The sequence below is a fragment of the Kribbella sp. NPDC051620 genome (genome assembly GCF_044453825.1).
Taxonomy (GTDB): domain Bacteria; phylum Actinomycetota; class Actinomycetes; order Propionibacteriales; family Kribbellaceae; genus Kribbella.
This window is the reverse complement of record NZ_JBITDB010000001.1, coordinates 427,721-452,861: the sequence shown is the minus strand read 5'-3', so window position 1 is coordinate 452,861 and position 25,141 is coordinate 427,721. Positions and strand designations below refer to the sequence as shown.

The following is a 25,141-nucleotide window of genomic DNA, read 5'->3' as shown; positions in this document are numbered from 1 at the left end:
ATCAGTACTGCCGGCTGGACAGCGCCGTCTTGGCGGCTGCCTGGTCGAAGACCGTCTCCTCGGTCAGTACCCGCTCCGGCACCGCCTCGCCGGCCACGACCTTCTTCGCCAGACCCATCAGTTGCGGGCCGAGCAGCGGGTTGCACTCGACGATGTAGTTGATCTTGCCGTCCGCCAGCGCGGTCATGCCGTCCTTGACCGCGTCGATGGTGATGATCTGGACGTCCTTGCCGGGCTTGAGACCGGCCGCCTCGATCGCCTCGATCGCGCCCAGGCCCATGTCGTCGTTGTGCGCGAAGACGACGTCGATGTCCTTCTGCGACTTCAGGAACGACTCCATCACCTTCTTGCCGCCGTCCCGGGTGAAGTCACCGGTCTGCGAGGCCGCGATGGCGATCTTCGGATTGGCCTTCATCGCCTCCTCGAACCCCTCCTTGCGGTCGATGGCCGGCGCGGCGCCGGTCGTACCCTGCAGCTCCACGACCTTGATCGAACCGTCGTGGTTGACGTCCGCGGCGTCGCCCTGCTTCACCAGCCACTCGCCGGCCTTCTTGCCCTCGACCACGAAGTCGGAGCCGAGGAAGCTCTTGTAGAGCGAGGTGTCCTTGGAGTCGACCGCGCGGTCGGTCAGGATGACCGGGATGTTGGCGCGCTTGGCCTCCATCAGCACGGTGTCCCAGCCGGTCTCGACCACCGGGCTGAAGGCGATCACGTCCACCTTCTGCTGGATGAACGACCTGATCGACTTGATCTGGTTCTCCTGCTTCTGCTGGGCGTCGGAGAACTTCAGCTCGATCCCGGCGGTCTTGGCCGCCTCCTGGACCGACTTCGTGTTCGCCGTCCGCCAGCCGCTCTCGGCACCCACCTGGGCGAAGCCCATGGTGATGCTGTCACCGCTCGCCGCCTTCGACTCGGGTTTGTCGTCCCCGCAACCCGCCAGGCCCCCGACGAGCACCAGTCCCGTCGCCACGGCCATCAGTCTCTTCATCACGGCAGTTCCTCCATCCAGCGCTGTTTGCGCTGAATGTTAGCGCTAACTTTCCTGCCGTCAACAGCTCCCGACGCCGAATTGTTAGCGCAAACAGCAAGTTGCCCGGGTACCGGGCGATCCCTGACCGACCGGGACCTACGACCTCAGCAGCACCTGGACCTGGTCCCTGATCTGCTGGACGACCTCGTCGACCGGGAGAGCGATGTTGATCGTCGCCGCCATGCTGACGAACATGATCGCGGAGACGATGTGCGCGAGCGTGGCGGCGTCACCGGCGCCGAACCGCTCGCGCTGGAGCACCTCGGCGATCGCCGATTCGGTCTGCACGGTCAGAGCCAGGGCATCGCGGTGATGGGGCTCCTCGGGATCGCCGAAGACGATCTCCCGCAGGTAGGTGCGCCCGTTGTCGATCTGCTTGCGGTTGCACTCCACGACCGGACGGACGATGGCCAGCACCGCGTCGAGCACGTCGGTGGTACCGGCCGCCGCGGACCTGCCTTCTTCGAGCGCCTCGGCGTAGGTGGAGTTCTGTACCAGCAGCAGGAGCTCGCCCTTGGTCTTGGCGTACAGGAACAGCGTGCCCGCGCCGATGTCGGCCTTGTCGGCGATTTCCTGGGTGGTCACCTCGTCGACGCCGCGCTCGGCGAACAGCTCCCGGGCGGCGGCGGTGATCCGGTCGCGCTTCTCCTGCTTGTTCCGCTCACGCCGGCCGACCGGTTGGGAGGACAGTGACATCCGCTCATTCTTCCACGGCAGTTCGGCAAGGCCTGATCGTCAACGGCAGAGGAAGGCGACTGCGACCGGCGCGAACTTGTCGTGGAACTGGAAGATGCCGCCGTGGCCGGAGTCGGGATAGATAACCAGCTCGGAGCCCTTGATGCGGCGATGCAGGTCCTCGGAGAGGATCGACGGCACCATCCGGTCGTTGTCACCGTTGGCGATCAGGGTGGGCTGGGTGATCACCGACAGGTCGGCGGGGGCCGAGCGGCCCCACTTCTTGATCGCCTTCAGCTGGGTCTGCAGAGTCTTGACCTTGACCGCCGTGTCGCGGTCGGCGGTGCGTTCCTTGAGCCGATCGACGAACGCACGAGCGGCCGGCTTGCCGGTGGCGTTGCGGTTGAAGAACAGGAACTCCTTCGGGTCCGACCGGGTCAGGGTCGCCCGCAGGATGTCGTAGTACGTCGTACCGGCGACCTTGTCCATGTCCTTGCCACCGGCCGGGCCGGTGCCGGTGAGGACGAGCTTGCGAACCAGGCCAGGATGCTTGAGCACGAGAGCCTGGGCAACCACGCCGCCGAGGGAGAAGGCGAAGATGTCGACCTGGCCGAAGCCGAGGGCCTTGATGAAGGTCACGGCATCCTCGGCCATCGCCTCGACACTGTCGGGAACGATGCCGGTGGAGGCGCCGACGCCCCGATTATCGAAGGTGATCACGTGGTGCTCCGCGGCGATGGGATCGATGATCCGCGGGTCCCAGTTGTCGAGGTTCGCGGCGAGGTGGACCAAGAAGATGACGGGGACTCCGCCCTTGGGTCCCAGCTCGCGGTAGGCGTAGCTGACTCCCCCGGCCTGGACCGTGCGGGTGGGTGCGTCCTGGTACGCCGTGATGATGCCGTCGTGCGGATGACTGTTCGTGCTCATGATGCTCTCCTGTTGCTGTTGTGGTTGCTGCTGATGACGGTCTTGCCGCGGGCGCCGCCGTTCTCCAGCGACTCCATCGCCTGCACGGTCTGCTCGAAGTCGAAGACCCGTCCGACCACGGGACGCAGTACGCCGCTGTCGACGAGGTCAGTGATCTGCCGAAGCTGGCTACCGCTGGCCCGCATGAAGAGGAACTCGTACTGCACCCCGAGCCGACGGGCCCGGCGACGCACACCACTGCTGAGGGCCGTCATCGCCAACCGGAGCAGCAGCTTCGAGCCGAGCTCGCGGGCGAACGCCGGGTCGGGTGGCCCGGCGATCCCGATCACTTTGCCGCCAGGGCGCAGTACCCGCAGCGACTTCTCGAGGTTCTCGCCACCCAGGCTGTCCAGCACCAGGTCGTACCCGTCGAGGAGCTGTTCGAAGTCCTGATCGCGGTAGTCGATGACGACGTCCGCCCCAAGTTCACGCACGAAGTCGGCATTGCGGGCGCTGACCGTGGTGGCGACCGTGGCGCCGAGGTGCTTGGCCAGCTGGATCGCGATCGTCCCGACCCCGCCGGCACCGGCATGGACGAGAACCCGTTGACCTGGCCGGAGGTTGCCTCGCTCAACAAGTGCCTGCCAGGCGGTCAAGGCCACCAGCGGCAGCGAGGCCGCTTCCTCGAAGCCGACCGTCGCCGGCTTGAGCGCCAGGTCGGCCTCGGCGATCGCGATGCGCTCCGCGAAGGTTCCGATCCGGTCCTTGCCGGGCCGGGCGTAGACCTCGTCGCCGACGGCGAACTCCCGTACCTGCGCGCCGACGCCGATCACGGTTCCGGCGACGTCGTTCCCGAGGATCTGCGGCAGCCGGTACGGGAGGATCCGGCGGAACTCGCCGGCCCGGATCTTCTCGTCCAACTGGTTCAGGCCGGCAGCCCGGACCTGCACCAGCACGTCGCGCTCCCCGACCACCGGTTCGGGCACTTCTGCCTGCCGTACCGGGCCCTTGTACCGACTGACGACGAACGCCCGCATGACGAATTCCTCCACTGACAGATCATTCCCTGAGTTGACTCAAGAATGAGTGTACTCAGTATTAATGTCAAGGCGGGACGTTCACGGAGTGCGGCCGAGGTCTTGCCCTTGGTTATTCTGAGGGTTAACTTAACCCCCACTCGAACCCGCCCGGCCCGCCCTGGACCGACCTCGCGGCGCGGTTCACGAGGTAGGAGGGACGCCCACGATGGCGATCGACAGCAAACGGCTCACCCGGCGCGGCTTTCTCGGCGCCGGGCTCGCGGCCGGCGTGATCACGCTCACCGCCTGCGGCTCGGACAGCGACAAGGCGTCCGGAAGCTCCACCGCCGCCGACCTGGTGATGACGGTGTGGGGCGGGGAGAACGACAAGACGACGTACCAGCAGCGGATCGACCTGCTGGTCAAGAAGTACCCGGAACTGAAGGTGAAACTGCAGCTGATCCCGAACGACGGGTACGCGCAGAAGGTGCAGACGATGATTGCCGGTGGCAAGGGCCCGGACATCATGCAGGTGGCCGAGAGCGTCAACGTCTACTCGAGCAAGAACCAGATCCAGCCACTGGACGAGCTGGCCAAGAAGGCCGGTCTCGACCTGGAGAAGCGGTTCGGCTCGATCGGCAAGCTGTACTCGTACCAGGACAAGGTCTACGCGATCCCGGACCGCTCCGGCGCGATGATCGTGTACTACAACAAGGGGTTGTTCGATGCCAAGGGCATCAAAGCCCCGACCGCCGACTGGACCTGGGACGAAACCCTGGCGGCGTTCAAGGAGCTGACCGTTCCCGGCAAGCAGTGGGGCTACTCCGGCGGCGGCTGGTGGGCGCAGTGGTGGAGCTTCGTCTACCAGAACGGCGGCAAGATCATCGACGACGCCGGCAAGCCGTCGGTGGCCACCGACGAGGTCATCGACGCGCTGCAGTGGACCGGCGACCTGGTCTTCAAGCATGGGGTCGTACCGACCAAGAAGCAGTACGCCGACATGGGCGCGGACGTCGGCGGCGACGGCGCGTTCGCGAATGGCAAGGTGGCGGTCAACACCACCGGGTTCTGGGGCATCAGCGGCCTGACCAAGAGCAAGGTCGAGTGGGACATCGCGCCGCTGTGGCGGGGCAAGGACCAGGCGGTCACCGCGTTCGGCAGCGGGCTGGCCATCTCCCGGACGGCGAAGAACCCCGACGCCGCCTTCAAGGCGATCGACTTCCTCACCTCGGCCGAGGCGCAGCAGAAGATCATCGCCACCGGACAGGACGTGCCGGCCAGCCTCGAGGTGCAGAAGAGCGACGCGTTCCTCAAGCCGGCCTGGATGACCAAGCCGGTGAACATGGACGTCTTCGCCGAGTCCAGCGCGTTCGTCTACCGGGCGCCCTTCATCCCCGCCTGGAACGAGATGCAGAAGGCGTTCGACGACGGGCTGGCCGACTTCTGGCTGGGCAAGAAGGACGCCCGGACCTCGCTGACCGCGATCCAGCAGCGGCTCGAGTCCATCATCAAGCCCGCGGGTTAGGCGATGTCGAGGCTCCGGCGCCGGGAGGCGCTGTGGTTCTACCTGTTCGCCTCGCCATGGGTGATCGGCTTCGTCGTGTTCCTGCTCGGGCCGATGATCGCGTCGATCTACTTCTCGCTGACCGACTGGGACTCCTTCACCCCGCCCAAGTGGGTCGGGCTGGACAACTACGTCCGGCTGCTGACCGACGATCCGGTCTTCTGGAAGGCGTTGTGGAACACCTTCTACTACGCGGCGATCTCGGTCCCGCTCGGCCTGGTGCTCGGGCTGTGGCTGGCGAACCTGCTGAACAAGGGCATCCGGCTGCGCAAGCTGTTCCGGACGCTGATCTACCTGCCCACCCTGGTACCGCTGGTGGCCACCGCGATGATCTTCAAGATGGTGCTCGCCCCGTCCGGTCCGCTGAACGACGTGCTGGGGATGTTCGGCATCCCCGGACCGTCGTGGCTGTTGGAGGCGGTCTGGGTGAAGCCCGCGCTGATCCTGCTGTCGGTCTGGGGCGCCGGCGCCGCGACCGTACTGTTGCTGGCGGCAATGAAAGGCATTCCCCGTGAGCTCTACGAGGCCGCCGAGGTGGACGGCGCGAGCCCGGTCCGGCAGTTCTGGAGCATCACCGTCCCGCAGTTGACCCCGATCATCTTCTTCAACCTGATCATGGGCCTGATCGGGGCGTTCCAGGTGTTCTCCCAGGTGTACATCCTGACCAAGCCCGTCGGCGGGCCGGACAACGCCAGCCAGATGATGGTGCCGCTGCTGTTCAACGAGGCGTTCTCCTACTACCACCTGGGCTATGCGTCGGCGATCTCCTGGCTGCTGTTCGCGGTGATCCTGGTGTTCACCCTGATCGCCTTCCGCAGCGCCCGGCGCTGGGTGTTCTACGAGACCGAGGTGAAGTGATGGCCACCGCAGTTTCCACCGCCGCGACCACGCGGCGGGTGCGCAGTACCGAACGGACCGTCGGGGCCAAGCGGTCGACGCCGTTCAGTTACGCGACCCTGATCATCGTCTCGGCGGTGCTCTGCGTGCCGCTGGTCTTCGTCGTGTCGATCGCGCTGGCCAGCGACCAGACCGTCAACGCGAACACCTTCACGATCATCCCGCGCGAGTTCCACTGGGAGAACTTCACCCGGGTGTTCGGCACCGAACTGCCGATGCAGCGGTTCCTGCTGAACTCGGTGATCATCTCCGCCGGCGCGGTGGCCGGCCAGGTGCTGTCCAGCGGGCTGGTCGGCTACGCGTTCGCCCGGCTGCGCGCGCCCGGCAAGAACGCGCTGTTCATCGTCGTCATCGCGACCATGATGATCCCAGCGCAGATCACGATGATCCCGCAGTTCATCCTGTTCAAGGACCTCGGCTGGGTGAACACCTACCTGCCGCTGATCGTGCCGAACTTCTTCTCCAACGCCTTCAACGTCTTCCTGGTCCGGCAGTTCGTCTCGCGGCTGCCGAGCGAGATCGACGAGGCCGCGATGGTGGACGGGCTCGGCTTCTTCGGCATCTATCGCCGGATCATGCTGCCGATGCTCAGCCCGGTGCTGATCGCGATCGCGATCTTCACCCTGACGGCGACCTGGGGCGACTTCATGGGCCCGCTGATCTACCTGAACGACGAGTCCAAGATGCCGCTGGCGCTCGGCGTGCAGTACATCACCAGTACGTCGCAGGCGCTGCAGGCGCCACCGTGGAACCTGGTGATGGTCGGCTCGATCCTGCTGACGCTGCCGATGATCCTGGTCTACTACCTCGGCCAGCGGTACCTGTACGAGATGGACATCAGCGGCGGAAGCGCGGGGGTCAAGTGACCATTGTCAGTACCGGTGTCGAACTGGACGCCCTGGGCATCCGGATCGACGGCCGGCCGAAGCTGCTGCTCTGCGCGTCGCTGTTCTACTTCCGGCTGCCGCGCGAGCAGTGGCGGGCCCGCCTCGAACAGGTCCGTGCGTCGGGCTACACCTGTGTCGACGTCTACCTGCCTTGGAATTATCACGAGCTCTCCCCCGGCCGCTGGTCGTTCGACGGCCGGCGTGACGTGGCCGCCTTCCTGGATCTGGCGCACGAGGTCGGCCTGTCCGTCATCGCGCGGCCCGGGCCGTACATCTGTTCGGAGTGGGACGGCGGCGCGCTGCCGGCCTGGCTGGGTCTCGATCCCGAGGTACGAGTCCGTCAGAACGAGCCCCGGTACCTCGCCCAGGTGGCGGGCTGGTTCGACCAGGCGCTCCCGATCATCGCCGAGCGCCAGCATCCGGCCGGCCCGGTCATCATGGTCCAGCTGGAGAACGAGCTGGACTTCTTCGACTGCGCGGACCGTACCGGCTATCTGACCGCCCTGCGCGACCAGGCGATCGATCATGGCATCACCGTGCCGTTGATCGCCTGCGCCGGGCAGGGCGACATCGCCGGCGCCACCGGCGACGTCTCCGGCATTGTTGCCGCATGCAACTTCTATCCCGACGACAGCTCACCGCACATCGAGGAGGAGGTACGGCGCTACGCCGAGCTGCTCGCCGATCGCGATCTGCCGTTGCTCGTCACCGAGACCAACCGCCGACACCGGACGCTGAGGCGGCTGCTGGCGAGTGGTGCGTCGTTGATCGCGCCCTACCTGCAGGCGTCCGGCTGGAACTTCGGCTACACCCCGTCGACCGGCAACTGGGGCGACCCGGGCAACTTCATGAGCCACGACTACGACTTCGGCGGCTACGTCTCACCGACCGGTGCCGAACGGCCGGAGTACGCCGAGGCGAAGGTGCTCGCGCAGGTGCTGACCGCGCTGGGATCGCGGCTGGCGCTGGCCACTTCGACCGTGCCCCGATCGGAGGTGACGACCGACTTTCCCACCAGCTCGTCGTTGTCGGCCCTCAACCTGCACGGTGGTGGCCAGTTGATCGCCGTACCGAACCTCGGCGACTCCCTCGGTCGGGCAGTCGTCGGCGGAGTCTCCGTCGCGGTCGCGGCGGACTCCTGCCCGCTGATGCTGGTCGATCTGCCCTGGCAGGGAAGGCTTTTGACGCTCGCCTCAGCGGACCTGGTTGCGATGACCGACTCCGTACTTGTGTTCTCCTCGGCCGTGCCGGTGACCGTCGTGCTTGGCCGGACGCAGGTCGAGATCGCCCCGGGCGCCGGGCCTCAGGTCGTCGACGGGATCACTCTCGTCGTACTGACTCCGGAGGAGGCCGCTCGACTTGAGTCCGTAGGTCCGGACGGTACGGTCGAGCTGGCCGGCGTACCCCATGAGGCCGTTGCCGAGTCGACCGAAGTGCGGGCCGTCCGGCGGCGAACAGGGACGGCTCGCTCCAAAGCGGCCGGCACTCATCGACTGCCACCGTCGCTGGAATCGCTGGGCGCCTATCGGGGTCGCGGGACGTACTCCGCGACGGCGGACCTGACCAGCGTCGACGAACTCCTGCTGGTCGGTGCGTCCGATCTCGTGGACCTGACGATCGGCGGCCGGGTCCAGCCGACCATCGCGGGTTTCGGCGCGGCCCAGCGTCTCGACGTACGGACCGTGCAAGGAGTGGCCGACCTCGAGGCGACGGTCGAGATCTGGGGGCACGCCAACTTCGACGACCCGCGTCTGCCGGCGCTCCGTCTCGGCGCGCTGCGGGGCCTCGGCCGGCTGTGGAAAGTACGAGGTGTTCAAGACCTCGCCGCCTCATGGAGGGTCGAGGGTCATTGGGCGGGTGAGCCGGCGCCGCTGCGGTCGCTCGGCGGCTGGAGCAGCACGCGCGTCGGAGTACCGATCACCTATTCACGCCGGCTCGCGCTGACGACCACGTCTGCCCTTCACCTGGTCGGCGTCGATCAGCCGGTGACGGTACGCGTCGACGGAGGTGAACCGGTCACCGTCCATCGGGAGAACCCGTGGGTGATGCTGCCCGCGGCCTTCGTCAGCGAGGTCTCGGTCACGCTGCCTCATCACCCCAGTGGTGCCGGGCTGCACGCGGAGCTGCTCAGCCTCGCGCCGGTGACGGACTGGACCTGCTCGGTCCAGAACGACGAACTGCTGACCGACTTCGCCATCCACGAGGCCGAGACCACGGACACCGAACTGCCGCTGACCCTCGAACCGGGTCAGGAGCTCTGGCTCGACATCGACCTGCCTGCCAGCGACCAAGAGCAGCTGCTGAGGCTCGACGGTACGCAGGTACGGGTGACCGCCTGGGCCGGTGGCGAATGCCTCGGCCGGGTGTGGGCCGGTGACCGGCCCAGGTTCTCGGGTGGCGACCCGGACGTCTTGTGGCTGCCCGCGGGATGGTCCGGCCTCACCTTGCTGGTGCGCGGCCTCGCGGGATCCGGTATTCCGGTACTCCGTACGCTTCGGCTAGGGACATCCACCAGCAGAGGGGGACGCAGTGCCGAGGCAGACGTCACGTGATCTTCGCAACGAGAGCCGGTTCGAGGTTCTGCACGCCTTGTTCGAGCTGGGTCCGTCCACCCGGCAGGAGATCGCCCGGCACACCGGACTCAGTACTGCGACCGTCGCCACCCTCGTCACCGAGTTCCTGTCCGAGGGCGTGCTGCGCATCGCGACGGTGGAGCGCCGGACCGTCGGCCGTCCGTACGAGCGGCTGGCGATCGATCCGGATCGCGGCCGCATCGTCGGTATCGACGTCGCCGAGACGTATGTGGCGGCGACCGTCTTCGACATCGCCCTCAACCCGGTCAGCCACGGCGAGGTGACGCTGGACGAGCACGAGAACAGTCAGGCGTATGTCGTGGACGGCATCGTCCGGGCGCTGGACTCGGCCATCGGTACCGGTGACCGCAGCCGGATCCTCGGGGCCGGGGTCAGCATGCCCGGCCAGGTCAGCCCGGCAGCCGGCGTCTCGGTCTTCGCCCCGAACTGGGACTGGCACGACGTCGAGATCGAGGAACTGCTCGCGCAGAGCCTGCGGATCCCGGTGAACGTCGACAACCCGCTGAAGGCGGTCACGCTGTCCGAGATGTGGTTCGGCGTCGGGCGGGTGACCGAGAGCATGGCCGTGGTCAACCTCGGCACCGGCGTCGGCGCGGGGATCGCCATCGACGGCGCCCTGATCCGCGGCGCGAACAACAACGCAGGCGAGTGGGGTCACACCCTGCTCAAACTGGACGGCCGGCGGTGCCGCTGCGGCCGTCGCGGCTGCGTCGAGGCGTACCTCGGCGTGCACGGCATCGAGACCTCGCTCGCGGAGATCGACCCGGGGCATCCCGCGCTGCGCCAGCCGCTGCAACGTGGCTTCGTCGAGGCGGTGGCCGACGGTCTCGCCACCGGTGACCCGGTCCTGGCCCAGCTGGCCGAGCGGACGTCCCACTATCTGGCGGCCGCTCTCGGCGACCTCGTCAATTTGCTAGACATTCCCTACATCACTCTGACCGGCTGGACCTCGGCGGCGCTGGCGGAGTGGCTCGTACCGGCTGTCCGCGCCGAGCTCCCGGATCACGTCCTGCCGGGTTCGCTGCCCAACCTCACCGTCGAGGCATCCCGCGTTCCCGGCAACCCGGTCGCGCTCGGGATGGCCGCCTTCGCGCTGGAACACTTCCTCGGTCAACTCGGCCTGGCCAGCCCGGCCAGTACGCCGATCGCCCGCCGCCGGCCCCGCTCGAACTCCTAGGAGAATCATCTTGCCCACCGAATCGCGGATCGTGATCGACCTCGACGTTCCCGGCCCGACCATCAGCCGGCATCTCTACGGGCACTTCGCCGAGCATCTCGGCCGGTGTGTGTACGACGGCTTCTACGTCGGCGAATCGTCCAGCCTGCCCAACGAGGGCGGCATCCGGCTCGACGTGGTCGAGGCGTTGCGGGCGCTGAACATCCCCAACCTGCGCTGGCCCGGCGGCTGCTTCGCCGACGAGTACCACTGGATGAACGGCATCGGCCCGCTGGCCGACCGGCCCGGGATGGTCAACACCAACTGGGGCAACGTGGTGGAGAACAACCACTTCGGCACCCACGAGTTCCTGGCGCTGTGCGAGTTGCTCGGCGCCGAGCCGTACGTGAACGGCAACGTCGGCAGTGGCACCGTCCGGGAGATGAGCGAGTGGGTCGAGTACCTGACCCGCGACGGCGACAGCCCGATGGTCCGGCTCCGCAAGGCCAACGGACGCGACGCCCCATGGAAGGTGCCGTACTGGGGCATCGGCAACGAGGCCTGGGGCTGCGGCGGCAACCTGAGCGCCGAGGCGTACGTCGAGCTGGCACGCCGGTACGCGACCTTCTGCAAGGACCACGACGGCAACAAGCTGTACCGGATCGCCGCCGGCGCCTCCGACCACGACCTCGCCTGGACCGAAGCCCTGATGAAGGCGATCAGCACCCTGGGCGGCGAACCGCGGAACCTCTTCCAGGCGGTCTCGGTGCACTACTACACCGTGCCCGGCACCTGGGAGCACAAGGGCAGCGCGACCGACTTCGGCCTCGACGACTACTACCGGACCATGATCAAGGCGCAGGACATCGACCGCGTGCTCACCGGCCACTCGACCGTGATGGACGCCTACGACCCGCAGCGCAAGATCGGCCTGGTCCTCGACGAGTGGGGCACCTGGTGGGACGTCGAGCCGGGCACCAACCCGGGATTCCTGTACCAGCAGAACGCCCTGCGCGACGCGCTGGTGGCCAGCCTGCACTTCGACGTCTTCCACCGGCACGCGGAGCGGCTGGTGATGGCCAACATCGCCCAGACCGTGAACGTCCTCCAGGCGATGGTGCTGACCGACGACACCGGCGGTCTGGTGCTGACGCCGACGTACCACGTCTTCGAGATGAACAAGGGCCATCACGACGCGACCTCGGTACCCGTCCATCTGGTCGACCGGCAGGCGCCGTACGAGCTCGACGGTAAGAGCCTCGAGCTGCTCTCTGCCTCGGCCAGCGTGAAGGACGGTCACGCCCTCGTGTCGATCACCAATCTCGATCCGGCCGCGTCCGCCGAGGTCGTCCTGGACCTGCGGGGCGCGACGATCCGCGACCATCGCGGACGGTTGCTCTCGGCCTCCGAACTGCAGGCGCACAACACGACGGACGACCCGCAGGCCGTCGTACCGACCGCGCTGACCGGCATCGCGACGGACGATCGAGGGCTGCGGCTGACGCTGCCCCCGCACTCCTTCGCCACCGTCGAACTGGACCTCTGACCTGCCTGGCGAGATCGTGACTGTTGCCGTCCGGCCGAAAATGTTAGCGTTCACATGTGGAGCAGAACGTGAGCGCTGACAGCGCACCGGACCCGGCCCGGCGGTACGTCGTCGGCATCGACTTCGGCACTCTGTCCGGCCGGGCGGTCGTGGTCGCGGCCGACGACGGCGAGGAGCTGGGCAGCGCGGTCCATGAGTACTCGCACGGAGTGATCGAGACCTCGCTGCCCGGATCCGGCGTCCGGCTGGGCCCGAACTGGGCCCTTCAGTCGCCGGCCGACTGGGTCGACGTACTTCGCCAGGCGGTGCCGAAGGCGCTGGCCGTCTCCGGGGTCGACCCGGCCAGTGTCATCGGCATCGGTACCGACTTCACCGCCTGTACCGTGCTGCCGACCCTCGCCGACGGCACCCCGTTGTGCGAGCTCGGCGAGCTGGCCGACCGTCCGCACGCCTGGCCGAAACTGTGGAAGCACCACGCCGCTCAGCCACAGGCGGACTTGATCAACAAGCTCGCCGCGGACCGCGGCGAGCCATGGCTCAACCGGTACGGCGGCAAGATCTCGTCGGAGTGGGAGTTCGCGAAGGGCCTTCAGCTCCTGCAGGAGGACCCGGAGCTCTACGCGCGGACCGAGCGCTGGATCGAGGCCGCCGACTGGATCATCTGGCAGCTGACCGGCATTGAGTCCCGCAACGTCTGCACGGCCGGTTACAAAGGAATCCGGACCGAGGAAGGCTATCCGTCCCGGGAGTACCTGGCGGCCCTCGACCCGGCCTTCGCTGACTTCACGGACAAGCTGGCGGACCAGTTGCTCGCCTTGGGCGCACCGGCTGGACGGCTGAGCCCGCAGGCCGCGGAGTGGACCGGTCTGCCGGTCGGCATAGCGGTTGCGGCTGGCAACGTTGACGCTCACGTGACCGCCGCGGCGGCCGACGCCACCCGCCCTGGGCAGATGGTCGCGATCATGGGGACATCGACATGCCACGTGATGTCCTCCGACCGGCTCGCCGAGGTCCCCGGCATGTGCGGCGTGGTCGACGGCGGCATCATCGACGGGCTCTGGGGCTACGAGGCCGGCCAGTCGGCGGTCGGCGACATCTTCGGCTGGTTCGTGGACAACTGCGTTCCCCCGGCGTACGTCGCCGAGGCTGAACGGCAAAGCATGTCGGTGCATGCCTACCTGACCGGGCTCGCGGCCCAGCAGCAGGTAGGCGCGCATGGCCTGATCGCGCTCGACTGGCACAACGGCAACCGGTCCGTTCTGGTCGACCACAATCTGTCGGCCGTCCTGGTCGGCCAGACTCTCGCAACCCGTCCGGAGGACGGCTACCGCGCCCTGATCGAGGCCACCGCGTTCGGCACCCGCCGGATCGTCGAGGCGTTCGAGCAGCAGGGCGTCGCCGTCGAGGAGTTCATCGTCGCGGGCGGCCTGCTGAAGAACGAACTGCTGATGCAGATCTACTCGGACGTGCTTCGCCGCCCGATCTCGGTCGTCGCGTCCGGCCAGGGCCCCGCACTCGGCTCGGCCATCCACGCGGCCGTTGCCGCCGGCACGTATCCGGACGTGCCGGCGGCAGCCTCGGCGATGGGCCGGCGGACCGAGTCCGCCTACCTGCCCGACGCTGCCCGGGCCGATCGCTATGACCTGCTGTACGCCGAGTACCGGGAACTCCATGACTGGTTCGCGGGCGAGGCGTACGGCGGTACCGGAGTACTGCATCGTTTGCACGCACTCAAGAACGAGGTGATCGGGTGACCGCGTCAGTGGCCGTCGCCGAACTGCGGGCCACGGTGTCCGCTCTGCACGCGGAGCTGGTTAGGTACGGGCTCGTCGCGTGGACCGCGGGCAACATCTCCGGGCGGGTGCCCGGCGAGGACCTGTTCGTCATCAAGCCGAGCGGGATCTCGTACGACGACCTGACCCCTGACTCCGTCGTCGTGTGCGATCTGGACGGCAACCTGGTCGACGGTGAACTGTCTCCGTCGAGCGACACCGCCGCCCACGCCTACGTGTACCGGGCCAGGCCGGACGTCGGCGGCGTGGTGCACACCCATTCGCCGTACGCGACCGCCTGGGCCGCGCGCAACGAGGCGATCCCCTGCGTGCTGACCGCGATGGCCGACGAGTTCGGCGGCGAGATCCCGGTCGGGCCGTTCGCGTTGATCGGGGACGACTCGATCGGCCGGGGCATCGTCGAGACGCTGGCCGGCTCGCGCTCACCCGCGGTGCTGATGCGCAACCACGGCGTCTTCACCATCGGCAAGGACTCCCGGGCAGCGGTCAAGGCCGCGGTGATGTGCGAGGACGTGGCCCGCACCGTCCATCTCGCCCGGACCGGCGGGGATCCGATGCCCATCGACCCCGAGCACGTCGACAGCCTCTACCGCCGCTATCAGACCGTCTACGGTCAGCGCTGATCTCTGGAGCCCACCATGCAAACCACTCAACGGCCCCGGATCTGGTTCCTCACCGGAAGCCAGGGCCTCTACGGGCTCGAAACCCTCAACCAGGTCGCCGTCCAGTCCCAGCAACTGGTCGCGGCGCTGAACGACTCGGACGAGCTCCAGGCGGAGGTGGTCTGGTACCCGGTCGTCACCGATGCCGACGCCATCCGGCACACCTTCCTGAAGGCCAACGCCGCCGACGACTGCATCGGCGTGATCGCCTGGATGCACACGTTCTCCCCGGCCAAGATGTGGATCGGCGGCCTGGAAGCTCTCCAGTTGCCGCTGCTGCACCTGCACACCCAGGCGAATGTCGCGCTCCCCTGGGCCGAGCTGGACATGGACTTCATGAACCTGAACCAGGCTGCCCACGGCGACCGCGAGTTCGGCTACATCCAGACCCGGCTCGGTATCCCGCGAACCACCGTCGCCGGTCATGTCAGCGATCCGGCCGTCACCGCGCGGATCGGAGCCTGGGCCCGCGCCGCGGCCGGCCTGTCGGCCTTGCGCTCGATGAAGCTCGCACGCTTCGGCGACAACATGCGCGACGTCGCAGTAACCGAAGGCGACAAGGTGGAGGCCCAACGCCGGTTCGGGGTCTCGGTCAACACCTACGCGGTCAACGACCTCGTCACGGCGGTGGACGCGGTACCGGATGGCGATATCGACGATCTCGTCAAGGAGTACGACGACACCTATCGGATCGTGCCCGAACTGCGCGCCGGTGGCGACCGGCACGACTCGCTGCGCTACGCCGCCCGGTTGGAGGCCGGCCTTCGCGCCTTCCTCGAAGCCGGTGGCTTCACCGCCTTCACCACGAACTTCGAAGACCTCGGTGGACTGCGTCAGCTTCCGGGCCTGGCCGTCCAGCGTCTGATGGCCGACGGCTACGGCTTCGGCGGCGAGGGCGACTGGAAGACGTCGGTACTGCTTCGCACCCTCAAGGTCATCAGCGCGGGCCGTCCAGGAGGCACGTCCTTCATGGAGGACTACACGTACCACCTGGTACCTGGGGAAGAGCGGATCCTCGGCGCCCACATGCTCGAGGTCTGCCCCTCGATCGCAGCCGATACGCCGGCGGTGGAGATCCACCCACTCGGCATCGGCGGCCGCGAGGACCCGGTCCGGATGGTCTTCGACGCCGCGCCCGGGCCGGCCGTGGTGGTCGGCCTCGCCGACCTCGGCGACCGGTTCCGGCTGGTCGCGAACGAGATCGACGTCGTCGCTCCCGACCAGCCACTCCCCCGGCTACCCGTCGCCCGCGCCGTCTGGAAGCCCCGCCCGGACTTCCGTACGTCGGCGGAGTCCTGGCTGACCGCCGGCGCCCCGCACCACACCGTGCTGTCGGCCGCTGTCGGCTCCGACGAACTCCACGACCTGGCCACCATGCTCCGGACCGAGCTGCTCACCATCGACGACTCGACCGAGATCCGCCAGTTCCAGAAGGAGATCCGCTGGAACCAGGCGTACCACCGCCTGGCCCTCGGTCTCTAACTAGTTGCCTGAAGCACCAACGCGGTGTCGACGAACTGCTCGAACCGGACGATCAGCCCGGCCCTGACCACGAAGTGATGCGCCACCCGGGCGTTCAGGGTCTTGCCGGTCGCCAGGTTGTTCGCGGTGTAGCGGGCCAGCACCACGACGTTCTCACCGTCGACGACGTAGGTGTCGTCGTGAGCTGTCCAGTCCTCCCACTCCTTGCCGAGCTGCTCCATCACGTTGGTGGTGACGCCGAGCGGGGTCCGGTAGGTGCCGGCCAGCGGGAAGCCGGCCATCTCCGTCCACTCGACGTCAGGGGCGAGGGTGGCGCGGAGTGCTTCGAGGTCACCGGCGGCGGAGGCGAGGTACTGGCGGCGGACGACGTCGGCCGGAGCGCTTCCGGCCGCGTCGATCAGCCCCATTGCAGTTCGCCCTTGGCGACCTTGGTGCCGAGGTCCGCGGCGATGACGAGGCCGGCGTCGGGGTAGGCCGCGAGCAGTTTCTCCTTGGCCTGGGCGGCGTCGACCGCCGCGGCGACGGTCTCCTCGAAGAGGTTGAGGTAGGCGCGGGTGTGGTGGATCGCCGACAGGTCGGTCGGCGATCCCGGCGTACGGTGTCCGGCGGCCACGAAGGTGGGCTGAAGCGCCTCGAGGGTGTCGAGGGCGGTCAGCCAGGCCGCGCGGTCGGCCGTCGTCGGGCTGTCGGCGGTCCAGACGTGGAGTCCGTCGAACAGCAGGATCCCGCCGAGCAGGGCGCGCTGCTGCGGCTCGAACAGGTACCAGCCACGATCGCCGAGGCTGTCACCCGCGTGCCGCAGCTCCAGCGTCCGGCCGTCGAGCTCGACCCCGCCGGTGAACTCGGTGAGCTCGATCAGCCGGGTCGGCAGGTTGGCGCCCAGGTGTGCCCAGGCGGCGAGCTTGGCCTGGTAGCCCGCGGTGATGTGTTCGATCACGTCGGCCGGCGCGACGAAGGCCGCCTCGGGGAACGCGTCGGCGATGACTTCGGCGCCGAAGTAGAAGTCCGGGTCGCCGCCGGTCACGACGACCGTGCGCAGGGTCTTGCCCGCATCCAGTACCGCGGCGACGATCCGGTGGCCGTCCGCGCGGGTGAAGGCGGCGTCGACGACGATCGCGTCGGTCTCGCCGGTGACGAGGACGGAGGTCTTGTTCAGCGAGGAGTCCGCGAAGTCGAGAACGGTGTAGGTCAGGTCGGACATTGTCAGGTTTCCTTCGGTGGAGGAGTCGGTACTGTGATATTAGGACTCATCGCCGTACGATCCCTTGTGTGACTGCGTCATCTCCTGGTGAAAACCGGACATCCACGATCCGGAAGGTCGATTACGCGCCGCCGGCCGGGCACTCTGCGGGGGCCGAGGTCGCCGACCTGGCCACGCTGCTGCGACGAGCCGGGCCGGCGGAGTTCCAGGCGCCACAACGACTCGGGTTCGAGCTGGTCCTGCAGATCCGCTCAGGCCGGACCAGCCACGAGGTCGACTTCACCAGCTACTCGCTCGGCCCGGGCGACGTGTTCTGGATCCATGCCGGGCAGGTGCACCGGTGGGGAGACATCTCGGCCATCGACGGGCCGGTTCTGATGCTCCCGCCCGACCTGTACGACGAAGCGACCGCGCACCTGTTCCGGCGACTCGGCATCAGCCATCTCAATCACTGGCCAGGCGCGGCGTCGCCCGGCAGCCTGCTCTGGGAGTCGTTCAGCACGACAGCCGAGATCGACCAGCGACTCCGTTCGGCGCCGGCGCTCGAGGCCGAAGCGCGAGACCAGGCACTCACGCACGCGGTACTGGCGACCCTGCTCGTGCTGGCCGGCAGCAATCCGGCCGGCCGCGGCCCGATCCGCCCACGCAACGAGGTCTTCAGCTGGTTCGAGGAAGAGATCGAGAAGTCGTTCCAGCGTGAACGCACCGTGGCCGGCTACGCCCGGCGGCTCGGCTACTCCGAGCGGACCCTCAACCGGCTCGCCCGGGCCCACGCCGGAACGACGGCCAAAGAGCTGATCGACCGCCGGGTCGTGCTCGAGGCCAAGCGCCGGCTGATCCACGAAACCGTGCCGATCGTCGAGATCGCCGACCGGCTCGGCTTCGAGGACGCCGCCAACTTCTCCAAGTTCTTCTCGCACCGCACCGGCACTACCCCGAGCGCCTTCCGTACGGCGAGCCGCCCCGGCTAGCCCGTGCGGGCGACCATCAGCCAGCTGACCTGGATGTCGGGCGACCTGGTCGGTGCGATGGTGACGGAGATCTTGCCGTCGGCACCGACCGTGATACCTCCGTACGCCGCCGCCTCGTTCGTACCGGTGAACAGGCGTTGCTGGTCGACTACGGCGCCGTTGATGGTCACCTGCGCCGCCCGGTTGGCCCACGGCCAAGGGTCGAAGTACCCGGCGTGCACGGTGTACGTCCCCGGTTCCAGGCCGCCGAAGGTGTAGACCAGCGGCTCGTGGTTCTTGGCGTAGCGCAAGGTGCTGTAGAGGTCGCCGTTCGCAGTACCGGATGGTGCGCTGGCGCCCGTGTATCCCCAGGTGGTTCCGGTGACGGGATCGGTGCCCAACGGTTGTTCCGCGCTGGAGTTGAGCAGCGAGGCGTTCTTGGCCAGGACCTGCCAGTCGGCGGTGGGGATACCGCCGGCGTTGACCGCGTACCGCAGGTCGCGCGGCACCACGACGATCGATCGGGTGAAGGTCCGCCCGTCCGCCAGCGTCCCCCGGAGGCTGGCCGGTCCTGGCCGCGCGACACTCGCCGCGTCCCAGGTCACGGCAACCTGCGTCGACCGCGAGCCCGCTTTCACCGTCACCTCGGCCGGCAGGGTGCTCGTGTCGCCGAGCCAGGTGTGGTCCGGCAGTTGAGTCTCGACACTCCACCGCTGGTAGGGCGCCAGGTCGTCAAGGGTCCACTCCTGGTCGGGGCCGATGGACAGACCGCCGCTTTCACCCAGGGACATCGGCATCCACACGTACGGCGCATTGGCGAGATCGCTCGGCGTCCAGCGGTCGGCCATGAAGATGAACTTGTTGTTCTCCTGGTCGTAGGGGATCACGTTGGTGCTCTGCGAGCCGAACGTCGTCGCCGCGCCCGGTCCGCTGATCGGGCTGCCTTGGTCGGTGAACTGGCCGAGGATGTTGTCCGACGTCGCGTATCTGGCCGGGTTCGGGTCCCAGCCGGTCGCGCCCGAGGTGAGCAGGTAGTACCGGCCCTCGGACTTGAACATCGCCGGCGCTTCCCGCTGGTTGCAGGCCAGCGTGCGGACGAAGTCCTTGCCCTGCACGGCGTTTTCGGGCCGTGCGGAGAGATAGGTGTAGTCGCGGTCGAGCTTGGAGATGTACATCGATCTGTTCTCCTCGGAGGAGTAGATGATGTACGCCGAGCCGTCGTCGTCCACGAACAGGTTCATGTCCCGCGCCATCCCGCCGGCCGGGTCGAACGACGAGCCGGTGCCGCACCACGGCACGGAGTCGCTCGGCACGTGGTTCAGCCGGTACGAGTCGATCCAGCGGAACGGTCCCATCGGCGAGTCCGCGATCGCCACGCCGGCCTCGGCCCGCGCGTACGTCGAGGTGCTGGTCGGTGACGAAGGCCCGTCGGAGTGCACCCACATGACCCATTTGCGAGTGGCCTTGTCGTAGATCACCTTCGGCCGCTCGAGGATCGACGGCCTTGCCCAGCCGTCCGCGCGCACGCTGTTGGTCGACAGATCACGCCAGACGTTCTCCTTCTGCGCCGGGGTGTAGTGCTTGTAAACCTTGGCGAAGTACGGGTCGCTCTCGAACTGGCCGGGCGAGCTCATCGCCCGCAAGGCGAGCCCGCGGTCCTTCCAGTTGTAGAGGTCGTACGACGAGTACACGTGCACGCCGGGGCTGTCGTAGTACCCGTTGCTGCGGTCCTCGCCGTACCAGTACCAGACCCGCTTCCCGCCACCATCGGTCGAGGCGATGATCTGTCCGCCGTGGGCTTGGATCACCTGGCCGTTGTTGTCGAGCCATTGAGCACCCGGGCGAAACGACGTGTACCTCTCGGTGTGGGCGGCCTGTGCAGCGACCGTCGCCGGAGCCAGCAGGGTGAGCGCGGTGGTCACGACAGCAAGGGTTCTGAGCAGCTTCATCGGATTCTCCTCATCGGGCGGACGGATTCCGGATTCGAGCGAGCTGAGCGCTGGTATTCGTGTGCACGACCCACAGGGCACACCCCGGTACGGTCGCCAGGCCGGCCACCGGCACCTGGCTGACGATGATCAGTCCGGCCGTCAGGACACCGAGTGAGAGCAAGCTGAGCGGCCAGGCGCGGACTCCGGTGTAGACAGCCAGCCGCAGCAGGGCTCGCAAACCCAGCGCGGGCTCGGTGCCGGCCAGCACCAAGGCGACGAGGCCTGCGTTGAGTACCAGCACGAGGAGCACCGCCAGCAGGGGTGCGACGACCGGCAACGCACTGGCCAGCACCCTGAGGTCGGCCAGCAGAACTCCAGCCAGCCCTGCCGTCAGCGAGGCGACGACAAGCGAGCGTCGACCGGTGATGCGCACCAAGCGGATCAGGGCGGTCACCGGAGGACGGGCGTCGTCAATGGCGAAGTATCCGAACGCCGCGGCCGCTGCCGGGCCGAGCGGGAGGGCGAGCAGACCGAAGAAGAGCGGGTAGCGCCAAGGCGTGGCGACGGTGCCGAGGGCAAGCATCAGCGGCGTCCCGGCGACAGCCAGCACGACGTTGACCGCCAGCACCCGATGAACGAACGACCAGAGCAGGTCCCAGGCGTCCGCCCGGACGTTCACCCGCGACAGCGGCGAGGCCATCACTTCATCCCGCTCGTGGCGATGCCCTGCACGAAGTACTTCTGGCCGAGCAGGAAGATCACCAGGATCGGCAGCACGGACAGTACCGAGCCGGTCATGATCATCGCGTACTCCGCGTCGTACAGGCCGACGAACGAACGCAACCCCAGCTGGATCGTCCACAGGTTGTTGTCGGTCAGGTAGATGAACGGACCCATGTAGTCGTTCCAGGTGTTGACGAAGGTGAGCAGCGCGAGGCTCGCCAGCGCCGGCTTCGACAACGGCAGGATGATCCGGGCCCAGATGCCGTACTCGCTCAGCCCGTCCAGCCGGGCAGCCTCGCTCAGCTCGTCAGGGATGGTCAGGTAGTACTGGCGCATCAGGAACACCCCGAAAGCACTGAACGCCTGCAGCAGGATCAGCGACAGGTGCGTGTTGACCAGACCGGCCTTCTGCATGATCACGTACTGCGGAACCATGTACGCCTGCCAGGGCACCGCGATCGTCGCGATGTACGCGAGGAACAACGCGTCCCGGCCGGGGAACCGCACCTTGGCGAACCCGTATGCCGCGAAGCTGCCCGTCAGCACCTGCAAGGCGGTGATCGTGACGCTGAGGAACACCGAGTTGCGCAGGTAGGTGAGCAGCGGGATCCGGCCCCAGATCGCGCTGAAGTTGCCCCAGTGGAACTCGGCGGGGATCCAGCGCACCGGCACGCTGAAGACGTCCGCGTCGGCCTTCAGCGACGACGAGACCATCCACGCAAAGGGCACCAGGACGGCGACCGAGAGCACTCCCAGCAGCAGGTACGCCGACGTACGGCGTACCCGGGTCATCGCTCGCTCCTTCGCTGCAACCGGAACTGGCCCAGGGTGATCGTCAGGACGATGACGAACAGGACCATCGACACCGCCGAGGAGTAGCCGAACCGGCCCTGGACGATGCCCTCGCGGTAGATCACCTGGGACAGCACCAGCGTCGCGCGGCCCGGACCGCCCTCGGTCATCACCTGGATCAGGTCGAACACCTTGAAGCTGGAGATGGTCAGCATGATCAGCACGAAGAAGGTGGTCGGCCGCAGCCCCGGCACGGTGATGTGCCGGAACCGCTGCCAGCCGCTCGCTCCGTCCACCTGGGCGGCCTCGTACAACTCCGCCGGGATCGTCTGCAGGCCGGCGAGGTACAGAATCATGTAGTACCCGAGGTCACGCCAGACACTGGCCACGATCACCGCGGGCATCGCCCACGTGGTCGACGTGGTCCAGCCCGGCGGGTGGTCGATGCCGATGGCCCGCAAGAACTGGTTCACCGGGCCCGATTCCGGGCTGAGCAACATGTTCCAGACGACGGCGACCGCGACCAGTGAGGTGATGTACGGGAAGAACAGCGCGGTCCGGAAGAACCGCGCTCCCTTCAGCTTCTGGTTCAGCAGTACCGCGAAGCCGAGCGCGGCGCACAGCGTCAGCGGCACGTGGCCGACGGCGTAGTACGCGGTGTTCTTCAGCGCGGTCCAGAAGGTGTCGTTGTGGATCATCCGCTCGAAGTTGTCCAGGCCGACCCAGCGCGGGGTGCTGTAGGAATCCCAGTCGAGGAAGGACAACGCGAGCGAGGCGATCACCGGCACCAGCGTGAGCGCGGCGAAGCCGATGAAGTTCGGCAGGATGAAGCTCCAGCCGACCCAGGTCCGGCTGCGGCGCCGGGCCAGCGGCGGCGCGGGCACCGGGCGCCGGACCTCCGGCGGCGCGGACACGGTGGCGGTCATCGGTCAGCGGACCTCGTTCTTGACCCGCTTGGCCATCTCGGCCAGACCGTCGTCGAGCGACTTCTGCCCGGTCATGATCAACTCGTGCTCCTCGGTCAGGATCTGGTCGACGTCGGAGGACTTGTCGCCGACCGGCATCTCGAGCACGACGGTGTCGGGCTTGAACGCCTTCTTCGCCACCGCGTCACCGGGCACGCCCGGCAGGGCGAAGTACGTGTCGAGGATCTGCTGGCTCTGCAGCGACGGCGTGACGCCCGCCTTGGCGACCGCGGTGGCGCCGGCTTCGCTCGAGGCCCACTCGACGAACTTCTTCGCCGCGTCGGCGTGCTTGGAGTTCTTGTTCACCGCGAAGGCCGTCGGCGAGCCGAAGGTGGTCACCTTGCCGTCCGCGGCGCGCTGCGGCAGCGGCGCCATTCCCCAGTCCACCTTGGTCTTGCCCGACTTCGTGTCGGCCAGCAGCGTCGAGGCGTACCAGGTGCCCATCGGCATCAGCACGGCCTTGCCGGTGGAGAACATCGTGTTGTAGGTGACCTTCTGACTCCTGGCGGTTGCCCAGGGCAACAGCGCGCCGTCCTTCTGCAGATCCAGCGTCATCGTGTACTGGTCCTTGAAGAAGCCGTAGTCGCCACCGAGCAGGTCACCACCGGTCTGCGCCGCCGCGGTCGCCTCGACGACCGAACGCCAGGTGTGCTGGTAAGCGCCGTACACCTTGGCCGGGCCATCGCCCTTGGTCAGGCTCTTCGCCAGCGCGGCGTAGTCGGCCCAGGTCAGGTTCTGCAGCTTCGACTCCGGCACACCGGCCTGCTTGAGCAGCGTCTTGTTGTAGTAGAGCACCCAGAAGTCCTGCCGGTACGGCAGCGCGAAGTACTTGCTGTCGAGTTCGTAGGACTTCAGCCCCGAGTACTTCGCTGGGTCCAGCGCCTTGGCCTGGTCGGTCAGCGGCAGCAACTGCCCGCGGGTGCCGAACCGGGCGTAGTCGATGACGTTCTTCATCGTCAGCACGTCGGTCGAGTCGCCGCCGGCCAGCATCGTGGTGACCTTCTCGGCGTAGTCGTCGGCCAGGATGTCGACCGGCTCCACCTTGATCTGCGGGTTGGCCTGCTGGAAGCCGTCGATGATCGCCTTGAACTCCGGCGTGGTCGCGTAGTTCCAGAGCGCGACCTTGATGGTCTGCGGCCCGTCGGCGGTCTGGCCGCTCGAACTGCCGCCGCAGCCGGCCAGCAGGCCCAGCGCGGCCGCACCGGCCAGGATGGTCACGAGGTGTCGCTTCACGGGCGTTCTCCTTGTACTTCGTACTGCGTGGGTGGCGGTCAGGCGGTGAGCGGGAAGATGTCGGCCGTGATCCGGTGCTGGAGCGGTTCGCCGGCCAGCCACCGGGTGAGCTCGGCCAGCGTGTGATCGGTGAGCCGATGGATCTCGGTGCCGAGGGACCCTGCGATGTGCGGGGTGACCATGACGTTGTGGGTCGAGCGCAGCGGCGAATCGGGCTGCAATGGCTCCGGATCGGTGACGTCGAGGATCGCGAACAGCCGTCCGGTCCGGCACTCTTCAGCGAGGGCGGCGGAATCGATCAGGCTGCCGCGCGCGGTGTTGATCACGGTGGCGCGGTCAGGCAGGCAAGCCAGTTCTCGGGCGCCGATCATCTGGTACGTGCTCGGCAGGGCCGGCGCATGCAACGAGAGCACGTCGACTCGGGGCAGCAGTTCGTCAAGGCTGACCAGCTGCGCGCCGGCTGCTTCTACCTCGGCTGGGTCCGCGTGCGGATCGGCCACCAGTACGGACGGGCCGTCGAGGACTCGGAGCAGATCGACGACCCGCCGGCCGATCCGGGAGAAGCCGACCACACCGATCGTGCGACGGAAGTTCGACAGGTCGCCGAAGCCTTGCAGTTGGCCCCAGCCCCGGTAGGCCGTCGCGGCGTCCGCGGCGAGGAACGGCGCCTTCTTCCCGGCCAGGATGATCGCGGCGAGCGTGTACTCGGCGACCGGGATCGCGTTGGCGTCGGCCGCGCTGGTGAGCACGATGTCGCGAGACCACAGCACCCCGTCGGCCAGTGAACGGACGCTTCCCGCCGCGTGGAAGACGGCCTTGAGCCGCGGCGCGGCGGCGAGCCGGTCGGCCGTCAGCCGCGGCACGCCCCAGGAGCTGACGATCAGGTCGGCCGTCGCGAGCCGGGCCCGGGCCTGCGCGGAGTCGAGCTCGTCGGTCCAGATCGGATCGGGCAGCGCCACCAGCGAGCGGAGCCGATCGAGCCGGGGCCGATCGAAGTGGGCGTCGAACGACTCGCGGTTCATCACGAGCAGCGCCTCACTGCGGTAAGCGGTTACCGTTGCGGTCATGTGAACATGAGATGACGCAGGCGTTCAGATCATCTACGGCTCGACCGTGATCATTCACAAACATTCAG

Annotated in this window: 22 protein-coding genes; 10 read left to right on the top strand and 12 right to left on the bottom strand. The window is 67.7% G+C overall.

Features of this window, described 5'->3' with window-relative positions; genetic code table 11:
• Position 1: 1 nt before the first annotated feature.
• The 4 genes from ACIA12_RS02095 to ACIA12_RS02080 form a co-directional block, all read right to left on the bottom strand.
• Positions 2–988 (bottom strand): ABC transporter substrate-binding protein, encoded by a 987-nt coding sequence (locus ACIA12_RS02095; RefSeq protein ID WP_396364942.1) that lies wholly within the window; start codon positions 986–988, stop codon positions 2–4.
• A 138-nt stretch (positions 989–1,126) separates the two neighbouring features.
• The gene (locus ACIA12_RS02090) at positions 1,127–1,726 is read right to left on the bottom strand and encodes a TetR/AcrR family transcriptional regulator (RefSeq protein WP_396364941.1); all 600 of its coding nucleotides are present in this window, start codon (positions 1,724–1,726) and stop codon (positions 1,127–1,129) included.
• A 39-nt stretch (positions 1,727–1,765) separates the two neighbouring features.
• On the bottom strand, positions 1,766–2,632 hold the full coding sequence (locus tag ACIA12_RS02085) for an alpha/beta fold hydrolase (protein WP_396364940.1): 867 nt from the start codon (positions 2,630–2,632) through the stop codon (positions 1,766–1,768).
• On the bottom strand, positions 2,629–3,663 hold the full coding sequence (locus ACIA12_RS02080) for an NADP-dependent oxidoreductase (protein WP_396364939.1): 1,035 nt from the start codon (positions 3,661–3,663) through the stop codon (positions 2,629–2,631). The genes ACIA12_RS02085 and ACIA12_RS02080 overlap by 4 nt, the downstream gene beginning before the upstream one ends.
• Before the next feature lie 193 nt (positions 3,664–3,856).
• Here ACIA12_RS02080 and ACIA12_RS02075 point away from each other — a divergent pair, with 193 nt between their 5' ends.
• The 9 genes from ACIA12_RS02075 (at position 3,857) to araA (ending at position 16,211) form a co-directional block, all read left to right on the top strand.
• Positions 3,857–5,155: an extracellular solute-binding protein gene (locus ACIA12_RS02075; protein WP_396364938.1), complete on the top strand. Its 1,299-nt coding sequence runs from the start codon at positions 3,857–3,859 to the stop codon at positions 5,153–5,155.
• 3 nt (positions 5,156–5,158) lie between these two features.
• Positions 5,159–6,052, top strand: coding sequence for a carbohydrate ABC transporter permease (locus tag ACIA12_RS02070; RefSeq protein ID WP_396364937.1), 894 nt, complete (start codon positions 5,159–5,161; stop codon positions 6,050–6,052).
• A complete protein-coding gene (locus ACIA12_RS02065) occupies positions 6,052–6,957 on the top strand; it encodes a carbohydrate ABC transporter permease (protein ID WP_396364936.1) in 906 nt (301 codons plus the stop codon). The genes ACIA12_RS02070 and ACIA12_RS02065 overlap by 1 nt, the downstream gene beginning before the upstream one ends.
• A complete protein-coding gene (locus ACIA12_RS02060) occupies positions 6,954–9,530 on the top strand; it encodes a beta-galactosidase (protein ID WP_396364935.1) in 2,577 nt (858 codons plus the stop codon). Before ACIA12_RS02065 ends, ACIA12_RS02060 begins: the two co-directional genes overlap by 4 nt.
• Positions 9,508–10,749: an ROK family protein gene (locus ACIA12_RS02055; protein ID WP_396364934.1), complete on the top strand. Its 1,242-nt coding sequence runs from the start codon at positions 9,508–9,510 to the stop codon at positions 10,747–10,749. Before ACIA12_RS02060 ends, ACIA12_RS02055 begins: the two co-directional genes overlap by 23 nt.
• 10 nt (positions 10,750–10,759) lie before the next feature.
• A complete protein-coding gene (locus ACIA12_RS02050; protein WP_396364933.1) occupies positions 10,760–12,274 on the top strand; it encodes an alpha-N-arabinofuranosidase in 1,515 nt (504 codons plus the stop codon).
• Between the two features lie 68 nt (positions 12,275–12,342).
• A complete protein-coding gene (gene araB / locus ACIA12_RS02045) occupies positions 12,343–14,028 on the top strand; it encodes a ribulokinase (protein ID WP_396364932.1) in 1,686 nt (561 codons plus the stop codon).
• Positions 14,025–14,690 (top strand): L-ribulose-5-phosphate 4-epimerase, encoded by a 666-nt coding sequence (locus tag ACIA12_RS02040; RefSeq protein WP_396364931.1) that lies wholly within the window; start codon positions 14,025–14,027, stop codon positions 14,688–14,690. The genes araB and ACIA12_RS02040 overlap by 4 nt, the downstream gene beginning before the upstream one ends.
• A gap of 15 nt (positions 14,691–14,705) precedes the next feature.
• Positions 14,706–16,211, top strand: a complete 1,506-nt coding sequence (araA, locus tag ACIA12_RS02035) for an L-arabinose isomerase (protein ID WP_396364930.1) — start codon at positions 14,706–14,708, stop codon at positions 16,209–16,211.
• On the opposite strand, the gene ACIA12_RS02030 is transcribed toward araA, so the two are convergent.
• Positions 16,208–16,618: a nuclear transport factor 2 family protein gene (locus ACIA12_RS02030; protein WP_396364929.1), complete on the bottom strand. Its 411-nt coding sequence runs from the start codon at positions 16,616–16,618 to the stop codon at positions 16,208–16,210. The two genes, araA and ACIA12_RS02030, sit on opposite strands and share 4 nt — an antisense overlap.
• Complete coding sequence (locus ACIA12_RS02025; RefSeq protein ID WP_396364928.1) at positions 16,609–17,412, bottom strand: MBL fold metallo-hydrolase; 804 nt, start codon at positions 17,410–17,412, stop codon at positions 16,609–16,611. Before ACIA12_RS02025 ends, ACIA12_RS02030 begins: the two co-directional genes overlap by 10 nt.
• Positions 17,413–17,480: 68 nt before the next feature.
• Here ACIA12_RS02025 and ACIA12_RS02020 point away from each other — a divergent pair, with 68 nt between their 5' ends.
• On the top strand, positions 17,481–18,383 hold the full coding sequence (locus ACIA12_RS02020; RefSeq protein WP_396364927.1) for a helix-turn-helix domain-containing protein: 903 nt from the start codon (positions 17,481–17,483) through the stop codon (positions 18,381–18,383).
• On the opposite strand, the gene ACIA12_RS02015 is transcribed toward ACIA12_RS02020, so the two are convergent.
• Genes ACIA12_RS02015 through ACIA12_RS01990 form a run of 6 tightly spaced genes read right to left on the bottom strand, consistent with a single transcriptional unit; the run spans position 18,380 to position 25,073 of the window.
• Positions 18,380–20,311 (bottom strand): glycoside hydrolase family 43 protein, encoded by a 1,932-nt coding sequence (locus ACIA12_RS02015; RefSeq protein WP_396364926.1) that lies wholly within the window; start codon positions 20,309–20,311, stop codon positions 18,380–18,382. The two genes, ACIA12_RS02020 and ACIA12_RS02015, sit on opposite strands and share 4 nt — an antisense overlap.
• Positions 20,312–20,321: 10 nt before the next feature.
• A complete protein-coding gene (locus ACIA12_RS02010) occupies positions 20,322–20,993 on the bottom strand; it encodes a hypothetical protein (protein ID WP_396364925.1) in 672 nt (223 codons plus the stop codon).
• The gene (locus tag ACIA12_RS02005) at positions 20,993–21,808 is read right to left on the bottom strand and encodes a carbohydrate ABC transporter permease (protein ID WP_396364924.1); all 816 of its coding nucleotides are present in this window, start codon (positions 21,806–21,808) and stop codon (positions 20,993–20,995) included. The genes ACIA12_RS02010 and ACIA12_RS02005 overlap by 1 nt, the downstream gene beginning before the upstream one ends.
• On the bottom strand, positions 21,805–22,734 hold the full coding sequence (locus ACIA12_RS02000) for a carbohydrate ABC transporter permease (protein WP_396364923.1): 930 nt from the start codon (positions 22,732–22,734) through the stop codon (positions 21,805–21,807). The genes ACIA12_RS02005 and ACIA12_RS02000 overlap by 4 nt, the downstream gene beginning before the upstream one ends.
• Positions 22,735–22,737: 3 nt before the next feature.
• Positions 22,738–24,006, bottom strand: a complete 1,269-nt coding sequence (locus tag ACIA12_RS01995) for an ABC transporter substrate-binding protein (protein ID WP_396364922.1) — start codon at positions 24,004–24,006, stop codon at positions 22,738–22,740.
• Between the two features lie 38 nt (positions 24,007–24,044).
• Positions 24,045–25,073, bottom strand: coding sequence for a hydroxyacid dehydrogenase (locus ACIA12_RS01990; RefSeq protein ID WP_396364921.1), 1,029 nt, complete (start codon positions 25,071–25,073; stop codon positions 24,045–24,047).
• Positions 25,074–25,141 lie beyond the last annotated feature (68 nt).